At 46.7% G+C, this 12,170-nt stretch carries 11 protein-coding genes; 4 read left to right on the top strand and 7 right to left on the bottom strand.

The genetic code is table 11. From position 1 onward, the window contains the following. The first annotated feature begins 28 nt into the window (after positions 1 to 28). On the top strand, positions 29 to 1,735 hold the full coding sequence (locus GVN16_RS08860; RefSeq protein ID WP_166563506.1) for a GMC oxidoreductase: 1,707 nt from the start codon (positions 29 to 31) through the stop codon (positions 1,733 to 1,735). Here the strand turns inward: GVN16_RS08860 and GVN16_RS08855 are convergent. From GVN16_RS08855 to GVN16_RS08845, 3 genes are all read right to left on the bottom strand, one after another. Continuing rightward, on the bottom strand, positions 1,730 to 1,972 hold the full coding sequence (locus GVN16_RS08855; RefSeq protein ID WP_166563505.1) for a hypothetical protein: 243 nt from the start codon (positions 1,970 to 1,972) through the stop codon (positions 1,730 to 1,732). The two genes, GVN16_RS08860 and GVN16_RS08855, sit on opposite strands and share 6 nt — an antisense overlap. Then, on the bottom strand, positions 1,969 to 2,625 hold the full coding sequence (locus GVN16_RS08850; protein WP_166563504.1) for a hypothetical protein: 657 nt from the start codon (positions 2,623 to 2,625) through the stop codon (positions 1,969 to 1,971). Before GVN16_RS08850 ends, GVN16_RS08855 begins: the two co-directional genes overlap by 4 nt. A gap of 167 nt (positions 2,626 to 2,792) precedes the next feature. Beyond that, complete coding sequence (locus GVN16_RS08845) at positions 2,793 to 4,319, bottom strand: aldehyde dehydrogenase family protein (RefSeq protein WP_166563503.1); 1,527 nt, start codon at positions 4,317 to 4,319, stop codon at positions 2,793 to 2,795. Between the two features lie 200 nt (positions 4,320 to 4,519). Between GVN16_RS08845 and GVN16_RS08840 the strand changes: the two genes are divergently transcribed. From GVN16_RS08840 to GVN16_RS08830, 3 genes are all read left to right on the top strand, one after another. Further along, positions 4,520 to 5,650, top strand: coding sequence for a P1 family peptidase (locus tag GVN16_RS08840; RefSeq protein WP_205748824.1), 1,131 nt, complete (start codon positions 4,520 to 4,522; stop codon positions 5,648 to 5,650). Between the two features lie 51 nt (positions 5,651 to 5,701). Continuing rightward, on the top strand, positions 5,702 to 6,688 hold the full coding sequence (locus tag GVN16_RS08835; protein WP_166563501.1) for a zinc dependent phospholipase C family protein: 987 nt from the start codon (positions 5,702 to 5,704) through the stop codon (positions 6,686 to 6,688). 133 nt (positions 6,689 to 6,821) lie between these two features. Further along, a complete protein-coding gene (locus GVN16_RS08830; protein WP_166563500.1) occupies positions 6,822 to 7,826 on the top strand; it encodes a hypothetical protein in 1,005 nt (334 codons plus the stop codon). Here the strand turns inward: GVN16_RS08830 and GVN16_RS08825 are convergent. The 4 genes from GVN16_RS08825 to GVN16_RS08810 all read right to left on the bottom strand — a co-directional run bounded on the left by GVN16_RS08825 (position 7,823) and on the right by GVN16_RS08810 (position 12,153). After that, entirely contained in the window at positions 7,823 to 8,656 is an 834-nt protein-coding gene (locus GVN16_RS08825) for a sterol desaturase family protein (protein ID WP_166563499.1), read from the bottom strand. The two genes, GVN16_RS08830 and GVN16_RS08825, sit on opposite strands and share 4 nt — an antisense overlap. 794 nt (positions 8,657 to 9,450) lie before the next feature. Then, positions 9,451 to 10,080 carry a polysaccharide deacetylase family protein gene (locus GVN16_RS08820; RefSeq protein WP_166563498.1) on the bottom strand — a complete coding sequence of 210 codons (630 nt, stop codon included), beginning with the start codon at positions 10,078 to 10,080 and terminating at the stop codon, positions 9,451 to 9,453. Then, positions 10,080 to 11,213 carry a glycosyltransferase gene (locus tag GVN16_RS08815; protein WP_166563497.1) on the bottom strand — a complete coding sequence of 378 codons (1,134 nt, stop codon included), beginning with the start codon at positions 11,211 to 11,213 and terminating at the stop codon, positions 10,080 to 10,082. The genes GVN16_RS08820 and GVN16_RS08815 overlap by 1 nt, the downstream gene beginning before the upstream one ends. Then, positions 11,206 to 12,153: a lysylphosphatidylglycerol synthase domain-containing protein gene (locus GVN16_RS08810; RefSeq protein ID WP_255490247.1), complete on the bottom strand. Its 948-nt coding sequence runs from the start codon at positions 12,151 to 12,153 to the stop codon at positions 11,206 to 11,208. The genes GVN16_RS08815 and GVN16_RS08810 overlap by 8 nt, the downstream gene beginning before the upstream one ends. Positions 12,154 to 12,170 lie beyond the last annotated feature (17 nt).

Below are 12,170 nucleotides of genomic sequence, written 5' to 3'. Positions count from 1 at the left end.
CCAAAATAACCTAACTCTAAACAAATTCATGTTTTTAAACGGTAGCGGTGAAACTAAAAATAATTTTGATGCCATTGTTGTCGGCTCCGGAATTTCCGGTGGATGGGCGGCAAAAGAGCTGTCCGAAAAGGGTTTGAAGGTCCTGGTTCTTGAAAGAGGAAGGGCTGTTGAGCACATTACAGACTACCCTACGGCCACCAAAGCACCCTGGGAATTTCCGCACCGGGGACGGATGCCCCTCAAAGATCTCAAAGATTATCCTGTACTTTCAAGGGCCAATAATAAAATCACAGAAGCCACCGCCCACTTCTTTGTCAAGGACATTGATTATCCCTACGTGGAAGAGAAAAGATTCGACTGGATCAGAAGCTGGCAGGAAGGCGGCAAGTCCATTACCTGGGGAAGGATCGCCTTGCGGATGAGTGATATGGATTTTGAGGCCAACGCCAAAGAAGGCATCGCGATAGACTGGCCTATCCGTTATAAAGACCTGCAGCCCTGGTATGATTATGTAGAGAAGTTTGCAGGTATATCAGGCAACAGGGACGGTATCGGGCATTTACCCGACGGTATTTTCCAACCACCCATGCCGCTGAATTGTGTGGAAGAAGCTTTCCGGTCTTCTCTGAAAACGAAGTTTCCGGACAGGCACCTGATCCACGCCAGGCAGGCCCATCTTACCCAACCTACCAAAGAACAAACCGACCTGGGAAGGGCTTCATGCCAGTACAGGAACATGTGCAGCAGGGGCTGCCCTTTCGGTGCCTATTTCAGCAGCCAGGCCGCTACCCTGCCGGCCGCGAAGAAAACTAACAATGTCACTATACGCACAAACGCTATCGTACATTCTGTCATTTATGATTCCAAACTGAAAAAGGCAAGCGGGGTAAGGGTGATTGATCAGCTGACCCATGAGACAATTGAATTTACAGCTAAAATCATCTTTCTGAACGCTTCTGCTTTGGGCTCTACCTATATCATGATGAATTCGATCTCCGACAGATTCCCGAACGGACTGGGTAATGACAGCGGGGTGTTGGGAAAATACCTTATGGATCACCATTTCGGGGTCGGTGCCAAGGGAACTTATGAGGGATTTGAAGACCGCTACTATTACGGCAGAAGACCCAACGGGTTTTATATCCCGAGATTCAGAAACATCGGACCAGAAAAAAGAGACTACCTGAGAGGCTTTGCGTATGAAGGCAACACCAAAAGAGGTTTCGGAGCAGAAACGGAAGGTTTCGGAAAGGAGCTGAAAGAAAGTCATGCCCAGCCGGGCCCATGGACCACACAGCTTTCGGGGTTTGCAGAAACGTTGCCTTACGTGGAGAACCACGTCAGGCTTTCTGCAGATGAGAAAGACAAATGGGGCCTGCCGCAGATGATCATGTCTGCCGAATATAAAGAGAATGAAAGAAAAATGCGGGTCGATATTGAAAATGACGCCGCGGAAATGCTGGAAGCCGGAGGTTTCAAAAACATTTCCACTTTTAACGACTGGAAAGGCTTCGGACTTTGCATCCATGAAATGGGAACGGCCAGAATGGGACATTCGCAGAAAGACTCCATCCTGAACAAAAACAACCAGGTCTGGGGCTGTGAAAATGTCTTTGTGACCGACGGAGCCTGTATGACTTCAGGCTCGGCCGTCAACCCGTCGCTCACCTACATGGCCTTAACAGCCCGTGCCGCTGATTTTGCCGTGAGTGAACTGAAGAAAATGAATTTATGAAGTAAAAATCAAATAAAGACCAAACACAATAAAAGCACCTAAAATAACCAGGAGGATGGTTCCTAAAAGGTTTGTCTTTCTTGTGTTGATCGAATTTCCAGGCATCGGAGCCGGACTGCCGGGATACATCTCATATCCTGAAACCGGTTCTGTCATCCTAGCATCCTCCAGCAAACGGCTCTTCGGAGGTACAGGCTCTCCGGTTTCTTCACTCCCGTTGGTAATGTCTTTACTCATTTTTTTAATGTTAGTTTCACGCTGTCTTTTTTCAATGAATCTCCGGAAAGTACGAACTCACTCTTCCATTTAAGATCAGGAATTTCAAGACTGATATGGATTTGTTCCGTCTTATGATCCTTTTCCCTGATGAAATTGAGCATAAACAGAAAACCTGAAAAGATCAGGATGCTCATGCCGTAAATAAAATATCTCTTAAATTTAAAAAAATGTCTTGCCTTTAAATCATTATTGACCTGATAATTTTCGGCTGAGGCCAGGTATTCGGAAATCAGCCAGTCCGTCAGTTTTTTATCCGCCTCATCCAGGTCTTTGTGATAATCAAGCAGATCGAGCCTGTATTTATCAATCTGCACCGGGCCCGGAATCTCCACGGTCTTAAATCCGGCATCAATATTGGCATAAAACTTAACCGTGTGAAAACCACTGACGATAAAGAGCACAAAACTGATGAAAACCGATGCTAAAAATAAAAAATCCTGAAAAATCCAGCGAGAAAAATCATAGACAGAAACAACATAAAAAAGAATGGAGAACACGCCGGTAAGTAATGCAATAGGAACAGAAATGGCATTGTTAAAATCCTTTCTTCTGTCAATTTCCCGGTAATACAACTCTTTATAGAAAGTGAGGCGTTCTGCAGGTGTTTTCAATGGACTTCAAGTCTGGGTTAAAAGTTTTCTGGCAAACGGCTTATTCTGAATAATTTATCTAAAGTTAAAAAACAATCTTTAAAAAATAAAACAGGATTTCGTAAAAAGTAAAAGGGTCTGAAGCGATGTGCTTCAAACCCCTTTTCAACGCATATTTTTTAAAAAAATCAAAAATCAAATTTGATTCCCTGTGCCAACGGCAGGCTGTTGCCGTAGTTGATCGTATTGGTTTGTCTTCTCATGTAGGCTTTCCAGGCATCTGAACCACTTTCGCGGCCGCCGCCGGTTTCTTTTTCACCACCAAAGGCTCCGCCGATCTCGGCACCGGACGTTCCGATGTTGACATTGGCTATGCCGCAGTCAGACCCCGTCACAGAAAGGAACTGCTCTGTTTCCCGGATATTGAGCGAGAAAATAGCCGAGGAAAGTCCCTGCGGAACGCCGTTCTGAAGCTCAATGGCTTCATCCAGCGTTTTGAATGAAAGGATATACAGAATCGGGGCGAATGTTTCATGACATACCACCGCTGTCTGTGCCTTTGCAGCTATCAGCGTCGGCTCTACATAACAACCGGAAGCCGTGGCATCCGAACTGATCACTTTACCTCCCGACAACACCTCTCCACCCTGGCTGACGGCTTCTTCGATGGCCTTTTTATAGGCCTCCACCGCGTCGGTATCTATCAATGGCCCGACGTGCATGTTCACATCCAAAGGATCACCGATTTTGATCTGACTGTAAGCTGAAACGAGTTTTTGTTTTACTTCTTCTATTATGGTATCCTGGACAATCAGTCTGCGGGTGGTGGTGCAACGCTGACCGGCCGTACCCACCGCCCCGAAAACAACCGCCGGAATGACGAGTTTTAGATCTGCACTTTCTGTCACGATGATGGCGTTATTGCCTCCCAGTTCAAGCAGACTTCTGCCGAGCCTCTCTCCTACTGCCTTACCGACGGCTTTTCCCATCCTTGTGCTTCCTGTGGCAGAAACGAGCGGTATCCTGGTGTCGTTTGAAAACAACTCTCCGATAGTTCTGTCGCCAATGATGACAGACGAAACGCCTTCCGGCACATTATTTTTACGCAAAACTTCCGAGATGATATTCTGACAGGCTATCGCTGACAACGGTGTTTTTTCCGAAGGCTTCCAGATGCAGACGTCGCCGCAAACCCAGCCCAGCATGGTGTTCCATGACCAGACCGCCACCGGGAAATTGAAGGCGGAAATAACACCTACTATTCCGATCGGATGCCATTGTTCATACATCCTGTGAGCGGGTCTTTCGGAGTGCATCGTCAGACCGTACAATTGTCTTGAAAGGCCTACCGCGAAATCACAAATATCGATGATCTCCTGTACCTCACCGAGTCCTTCCTGCAGGCTTTTGCCCATTTCGTAGCTGACCAATTTGCCGAGGGCTTCTTTGTTGGCCCTGAAGGCGTCGCCCATTTGTCTGACGATCTCCCCTCTTTGCGGAGCGGGCTTGGTTCTCCACACTTTAAAGGCTTCCTGTGCTTTGAGCACTACTTTTTCGTAGTCGTCGGCTGAAGCTTGTTTTACTTTTCCGATCACTTTTCCGTCTACCGGCGACCAGGAAGTCAGTTCACTTCCGCTGCCTTCCCAGCTATTTAGTCCGGTGGATACTCCATGATTTGAGGCTTTCAGGCCAAGTTGTTTTAAGATTGACTCCATAATTATATTGATGAACGTTTTTTTACAAAAATAGGAGTTTTAGGCTTATAAAAAATGATTATATTAGCGGAGGATGGAAAAAGGAAAATGGAGGAAAGAGGAAGGAAGGGGTTATCCAATAATCTCACAGGCCGGATTTTATCAGCGGCAGCGACTTACATCAACAGAAACTATTTATTGTAACCATAAATCATTGCATGATGCACAGATTATTACCTGTCTTGCTTTTTGTTTTTTCAGTTCAGACCGTTCATGCTCAGAAAGTGCGGGCGAGGGCTTTAGGCATTGAGCCCGGAATTTTCAAAACAGGTAAGTTAAACACCATTACCGATGTGCCCGGCGTGAAAGTGGGGCATAAAACCCTCGTAGAAGGTGAAACCATCAGGACGGGCGTGACGGCCATTCTGCCGCATGACGGCAATATCTTTCAGAACAAAGTCCCGGCGGCGGTTTATGTAGGCAATGGTTTTGGTAAACTTATGGGTACTACGCAGATTGCGGAGCTCGGGAACATCGAAACACCTATTATATTGACGAGTACTTTGTCTGTGCCCGTAGCAGCACAGGCTGTCATTAAATATACCCTGGGTTTACCTGACAACGCCAACGTAGCTTCCGTCAACCCGGTTATCGGCGAAACCAACGACGGTTTCCTGAACGACAGCCGCAGTTTTCCGATCAAAGAAGAGCATGTACTCGAAGCCATCAGCAAAGCCAAAACAGACAACATTGAAGAAGGTAACGTGGGTGCCGGAACAGGCACCGTATGCTTTGGCTACAAAGGCGGCATCGGCACCTCATCCAGGGTGCTGCCCAAGTCGCTGGGCGGGTACACGGTCGGGGTGATTGTCCAGACCAATTTCGGTGGCGTGCTGACCATAGATGGGGTGAACCTCGCCAAAGAACTGGGCAAATATCCTTTTTACAGGGAAATCCAGAAAGATGCCGACGGCTCCTGCATGATCGTCGTGCTGACCGATGCCCCGCTCTCAGACCGTAACCTCGAAAGACTGGCCAAGCGGGCCTTTATGGGTCTGGCCAAAACCGGCGGCATAGCTTCCAACGGCAGCGGAGATTACGTAGTTGCGGCTTCAACTGCCCCTGAACTGAGGATCAAACACAACCCGGACACCAGGCTGCAATCTGGTGAAGTGCTTCATAATGAAGCAGTGACTCCCCTGTTTGTGGCGGCCATCGAAGCCACCGAAGAAGCCATCATCAATTCACTTTTTATGGCAGAAACCACCACGGCAAAAGGCGGGAAAAAGATCGAAGCCCTGCCTGTTGAAAAAATAAAAGAAATCCTGAAGAAGAATGGAAGGCTAAAATAATTAGTTTTGCGGCGTATATAAGTTTTCACACATTAACTTTTCTGAATCCATATGAAAGGAAAATTCCTTATTCTGACAGCTTTACTTGCATTTTTGATTGCTTCAATGGCCTTCAGGCCCTTCTGGGGATTTTACGCCCACCAGAAAATCACGCGTCTGGCGGTGTTTACGCTGCCTCCAGAACTGGTCGGTTTCTACAAAAAGAACATTGAATACCTGACAGAAAACGCCGTAAATCCTGATAAAAGAAGGTACATCGTCAAAGACGAAGCTCCGAAACATTACATCGACCTTGACATTTACCCTGATTCGGTCAGGAAAAAACTGCCTGGTTTGCTCTGGAATGAGGCCGTTAAAATCTACACTGAAGACACCCTGATGGCGTACGGGATTGTCCCCTGGCAGATCCAGAAAATGAAATATCAGCTGACGGAGGCTTTTACCCAAAAAGACCTGAAGCAGATTCTGAGGATTTCGGCAGACCTGAGCCATTACATCGCAGATGCCAATGTGCCGCTGCACACCACCCACAATTACAACGGTCAGATGACCAACCAGGTGGGTATCCATGCTTTCTGGGAATCGCGGCTTCCCGAGCTTTTCTCTGAAGATTATGATTACTTCACGGGTTCGGCTGAGTACGTTAAAAACCCCTCTAAAAGAGCCTGGAACGCGGTGCTGACAGCCAACGCAGGCCTTGATTCGGTACTTACTTTTGAGAAACAACTGAGCAGCAAAATCCCTGAGGATAAGAAGTTTACCATTGAAGAGCGTAACGGCATCACGGTCAGGAATTACTCCAGGGAGTTTTCGGGAGATTATCACCGGCTATTGCAAAGTCAGGTAGAGCGACAAATGCGGGCGTCCGTCAAAATGATCGGTGATTTCTGGTACACCTGCTGGGTAGATGCCGGGCAGCCTGACCTGGGTGCTTTGCCAAAGTTCACGCCGTCTGAAAAAGAGAACGAAGAAGATAAGGCCCTGATGAAAAGCTGGTTTGACCGGCTGTTGCATGTGCGGAGGGAATCAGATTTTTGACGGGAAACTTGAAAGATAAAGAAATTTAACCTTATATTTATTTCCTTTTAATTTACGTTTGTCAGAAATGATCAGGTCCCTTTTCACCGTTTTTTTATTACTTACTCTGATAAAAACCAATGCACAGTTTGTTTTGGACTTAGTACCCAAAAACAACAGTGAAAAATGCGTGGACTTTTACCTGGCCGAAGTCGTTGACGACCGGCGGTCTGAAGAAGCGGCCCTGGGGTCTATCTACAAACCCAATCTGCAGAAAACCAAAGTGGTATTCCAGGACGGCCCCGAAAAAAGCATCGGCGACTACATCCGGAAAAGCTTCAGACAGGACACCAAGGGCGTACCCGTTCAGGTCAGGATAGATGAATGCTCCATTACCGAAAACCTGTGGGGATCAAGGGAAATCAAAGGAGAAATGAAGCTGGTGATCACCGTATTTTCCATCAAACAGGAAAAATTGATCAAAATATGTGAAGCCCGTTCTAACACCACCTATGAACGTTCTCCTGAGAATGAAATAGAATCACAGTTGTCTGCAGAAATGTCTAAACTCGTCAATTCCGCTTTCGTTTTTGTGATCAGGAACATTGACAAGAATAAGGGCGTGATAGAAGCTTTTGTCAAAGAATCTTATGTGGAGATCCTTCCTTTTTACCAGGCCGAAGATCCCGACACCCTTTATTACCAAAGCCGGAAAGTAAACTGGGATGATTTCAAGGCGGCACCGCGGGCAGGAAGTCAATATGGGGCAGCTATTTTTACCAACTTCGCGATCGACACAAAAATAACGATCAAAGACCGGGTTTTAACTGCCTATGTTCGACCGAAAGTACTGATGGACAAGAACATGTCATGGGCCCGGACAGCAGCAAAAACCATTGACGGACTCAGGCATGAACAGCTGCACTTTGACATCACTTACCTGGTCATGATGGAGTTTCTGAACAAAATAAAAGACTTTAAAGCAGACACAGTAGATGACCTTGGCAGCATGATCCACTTTGAATACCTGGAGTACTACCGCAAAATGAACAAAGTGCAGGAGCGGTACGATAGCGAAACCCGGCACAGCCTCTACCTCAACCAGCAGATCCTGTGGGAAAACAAAATCAATGAACAACTGAAAACCACCAGGCTTTAATTCCCCGTATTTTCTGTCTTTCTGTAAGGCTGGAAAGGGATTTTGAGCAGATTGCCCAGCTGGTCATTCTCTTTAGGGTCCATGTGGGTATCTACCCCGTAAATGATCTTATCCCGCGACAGCGTCCTGAAGGTACCGAAAAGCCTGTCCCAGAACGAAAATATGTTACCATAATTAGAGTCTGTATAAGGCATCACATAATGATGGTGCACCTTGTGCATGTCCGGTGAAATGATGAACCAGCTCAGGAAGTTGTCCAGTTTTTTAGGCAGGACAATATTGGCGTGATTGAACTGCGAAAGCAACACCGACATAGACTGGTACATAAACACCAGCCACATGGGCGTGCCCACAATCAGCACCCCGGCGGTGGTAAACACAAACCTGAAAACACTCTCCCCCGGATGGTGGCGGTTGGCCGAAGTCGTGTCAATCGTGGTATCCGAATGATGGATCAGGTGGAATCTCCACATCCATTTCACTTTATGCTCCGACCAGTGCACAAAATATGCCCCGATGAGGTCAAGCAACAGCAAACCGATGATGGTATAAGCCCACAGCGGCATTTCAGGCAACCATTGCAATATCCCGAAGTTGTTGGCGACGGTCCAGTCCGCTGTTTTGAGCAACAAGAAAGCTAAAGTAAAATTGATGACGATCGTCGTAAGGGTAAAAAAGATGTTGATGCCCGCATGCCTCCACTTCTTATAGCTGAATCGCACCAGCGGAATGGCACTTTCGAGCATCCAGAAAAAGGCGATGCCACCCACCAAAATAGCACTCCTGTGCGAACTGGGAATGTTTTTAAAATATTCTACGATACTTTCCATGCTGATTTCCGGGTCATTGTTGATTAAAAGTAAAAATAATACAAATTTTTAAAAGAACAATGATAGGGAGCAGTTAGCTTTTTAGCGGTTGGCGATTAGCTTGTTTTGCAGTTATTTTAATGTTTTTGTGGGGTGGTGATAGTATCATATGATATTATCATCCTGCTTGCCAAAGTCTCGTAGATAGACATGATCCGCCCGTCTGAGAAGTCAAACGCAAAGTTACATTGAGCTAACGTAAAGTTACGTTGAGCTGACGCAAAGTTACGTTGGGTTAACGCAAAGTTACGTTGAACTAACGCAAAGTTACGTTGTGCTAACGCAAAGTTACGTTGGGCCGACGCAAGATTACGTTGAGCTAACGCAGAGTTACGTTGGGCTAACGTAAAGTTACGTTGGGTTGACGCAAACTTACATTGAGCCGACGTAAAGTTACGTTGGAGCGACGCAAAGTTACGTTGGAGCAACGCAAAGTTACGTTGGGCTGACGCAAAGTTACGTTGGGCCGACGCAAAGTTACGTTGGGCCGACGTAAAGTTACGTTGGGCCGACGCAAAGTTACGTTGGGCTGACGCAAAGTTACGTTGAGCTAACGTAAAGTTACGTTGGAGCAACGTAAAAGGTAAAATCCTGTAAATCCTGCAAATTCTGTAATCCTGTCAAAAAAAGCGTGTAAACCGAACTGTGTCTTCGAGCCTTGGAGGCCATTACTCGCCAATTTTTGGCCACAAAGACACTAAGGCACAAAGGCAATCGACAACGAAAAAAAGTAAGGCAAAGAAATCCATCCACCTTTAATCAATCCCTTCAAAAACAAACCCCCTCCCCGCAAACTCCGATAAAAACCTCTGTAAAACATAAAAGAGATTCTTGCTCGCTTTGAGGCTGTCATGGAAAAGGACTATCGAGCCGCTTCCGGCAGCCCTGATGCTTTTACTCAGACAAGTCTGTTCGTTCAACTCAGCGTTGTAATCCTTCGTCAGCACACTCCACATGATAATCCTGTAATCGTCCAGTAATGGAGCCGCCTGCCTTCTTTTCACCCTGCCATAGGGCGGACGAAAGAGCTTTTTCCGATCCCTTGAATAATATTGATCTATATACTCCTGACACTGCCTGATGTTATCCCAATAAATTTCGTTGTTGTCTGTTTTCCAGCCGTTGAGGTGGTTAAAAGTATGATTCCCGATGCTGTGACCCCGGGCAATCACCTTCTGAAACACCTCCGGGTGCTTCCGGATGTTGTCGCCGATAGAAAAGAACGTGGCCCTGGCATTAAACTCTGCGAGTGTTTCCAGCACAAAATCGGTGATTTCGGGAATAGGCCCGTCGTCAAAAGTCAGGAAAATCTTCTTTTCATCCGTTTTCACTTCCCATTCAAAATGAGGATAGATGAGGGGTAATATTTTGGGGGTCTTTACCATTATTTGAGTTGCCGGTCTTTCCAGGTGTAAGTGTTTCCACCCTGGACAATCAGGCCGAAAAAGAGTACATAAAACGGATAAATCAACTGCGTCAGGGGAATAAACAAAATGCTGCCGTCCTTCTTTAGAAAACGCAAAACAAGAGCGAGGAAAACAAACTCCATCAGCAACCTGAGCAGCACCACTTCAAAATGACCGGTCGCTACCAGGAAAACCGCCGACAGGTTGGCCGCAAAGATAAACACCGCCAGAAAGGCCGGGAGCAAACTCTTATAATGTTTCCATTTACCCGCCCAGCGTTTTCTCTGGCGGTAAAAATGCTGCAGCGTAGGCTGAGATTCGGTCTCGACAATGCACCCCGGCGACTTAAGATAAAACACGCGGTCTTTATAAGCCTTTGCCATTTTATGCATCAGGAACTCATCGTCGCCGGAAGCCAGGTTCTCATTGCCCTTATAACCATCCACTTCATAAAATGCTTTTTTCTGATAGCCGAGGTTCGCCCCGCTGCACATGTTGGGCGTTTTCATGGCCATCGAACAAGCTCCCGAGCCGATCAGCGAAGCAAACTCGACAATCTGCAGCTGGTTCCACAGCTTCGAAAACACGCCCCCATCAGCAGCACTGAAAAAGGTAACCGGAGCTGACAAAAACACCGCGTAAGTGTTCATAAACGCATCCAGATAGGTCTTCAACCAGCTTTCAGGCACTTCACAGTCGCCGTCTGTCGTGACAATAAACTGTCCCTTAGCCTGCCCGACGGCGGTCGAAATGGCTCTTTTCTTGGGTGAAGTATTTTCTTTTTTATCTTCCAGATTAAGGAACACCAGGTTCATGGAAGATTGCCTCTGAAACTCCGTCACCAGGGCGGCTGTACTGTCTGTGCTTTGGTCGTTGACCACCATCACCTCGAAATACCGGTGAGCCAGCGTTTGAGCAGCCAGACCTTTAAGCAATCTGATAATGTTCCTCTCTTCGTTTCTGACGGGAATGATGACCGTGATATACAGCTGTTCTTCCAGGATTTGCTCTCCGGCCGACTTCGAAACATCCGGCATGACCAACCACACGACGATCAGCACGAGCGTAAAGAAAACATACAAAAGCAAAATGTACTCGGCTATGTCAGGCATGTTGTGTCGGTGATTTTAAGGTGGAGATCAGGACGGCTCCGGCCAGAACCGGCAGCAGAATGTTGATGGCCCAGATCAGGAAAGTAGCAAAAGCCACGGCACTGTCAGAAACACCGAACATCCCAAAAAACCAAAGGGCCACGATTTCTCTCAGACTCAGATCGCCCACCACATTCAGGCCTCCACCGACAGTTTTAACCAGAAAGATCAGGTTAACCCCGATAAAAAGCGGAATAAAAGCGAGGTCAAGCCCGCACATCCGGTAAACGAGGATGAACTGCAGCCCGAAAACGAGGTTTCTGAGCAATGAAAGCAGTAATATGTTATAAGTGTCTTTTCCTGACAGATCAGCAATCGAAGCAAAATATTTATTGATTATCCCTTTCAGAAATGCAGGTCTGTTCACAGAACGCAATGAAGCCCTTTTCAGAAGAATGAACAACCCACCCGCAGACGCCAGCACCAGTAAAACCGCCATCAACATCATCCAGGGATTTGATTGGGCAGGATAAATAAAGACGAACATCACCAAGGCCACTGCCCCGAAGAAAATAGCGGCGTAAGTCTGGGTAAAACTATTGAAAAGATTGGCCCCGACGCTTTTCTTTTTGTTTGACGCCTGGAACAGGTAGGCCCTTCCCCAGAAATCACCGATCATTAAAGGTGTAAATATGCCCGCGGCCAGGCCCATCAGCACTCCTTTGAAAGAAGAAGCATAGGTCATTTCTTCGATGTTATCCGTCAACAACTGCCATTTTAGGGCTTCCAGGCCCCAGTTGACCACCATCAGGATCAGGACAATACCGAACCAGGCCAGGTGTAGGGAGTCGGAGAAAAGACCGGATATATTTTGCATTAAGCTCTCCGGATTGATGCCCCTGGATTTAAATTGGGAGAAAAGCGTAAAAAAAATCAAAGCCAAAATGCTTACCTTTACCAACTGGAAAAGTAGAGACT

It is taken from the genome of Emticicia sp. CRIBPO, from assembly GCF_009905725.1.
In the GTDB taxonomy this organism is placed as follows: Bacteria; Bacteroidota; Bacteroidia; order Cytophagales; family Spirosomataceae; genus Leadbetterella.
This window is presented reverse-complemented; position numbering and strand designations above follow the sequence as displayed.

Excerpts from the sequence above, each read along its gene's own strand:
- GVN16_RS08845 (WP_166563503.1), bottom strand. The coding sequence starts at position 4,319 with ATGGAGTCAATCTTAAAACAACTTGGCCTGAAAGCCTCAAATCATGGA.
- GVN16_RS08820 (WP_166563498.1), bottom strand. The coding sequence starts at position 10,080 with ATGGTAAAGACCCCCAAAATATTACCCCTCATCTATCCTCATTTTGAA.
- GVN16_RS08815 (WP_166563497.1), bottom strand. The coding sequence starts at position 11,213 with ATGCCTGACATAGCCGAGTACATTTTGCTTTTGTATGTTTTCTTTACG.
- GVN16_RS08855 (WP_166563505.1), bottom strand. The coding sequence starts at position 1,972 with ATGAGTAAAGACATTACCAACGGGAGTGAAGAAACCGGAGAGCCTGTA.
- GVN16_RS08825 (WP_166563499.1), bottom strand. The coding sequence starts at position 8,656 with ATGGAAAGTATCGTAGAATATTTTAAAAACATTCCCAGTTCGCACAGG.
- GVN16_RS08835 (WP_166563501.1), top strand. The coding sequence starts at position 5,702 with ATGAAAGGAAAATTCCTTATTCTGACAGCTTTACTTGCATTTTTGATT.
- GVN16_RS08840 (WP_205748824.1), top strand. The coding sequence starts at position 4,520 with ATGCACAGATTATTACCTGTCTTGCTTTTTGTTTTTTCAGTTCAGACC.
- GVN16_RS08860 (WP_166563506.1), top strand. The coding sequence starts at position 29 with ATGTTTTTAAACGGTAGCGGTGAAACTAAAAATAATTTTGATGCCATT.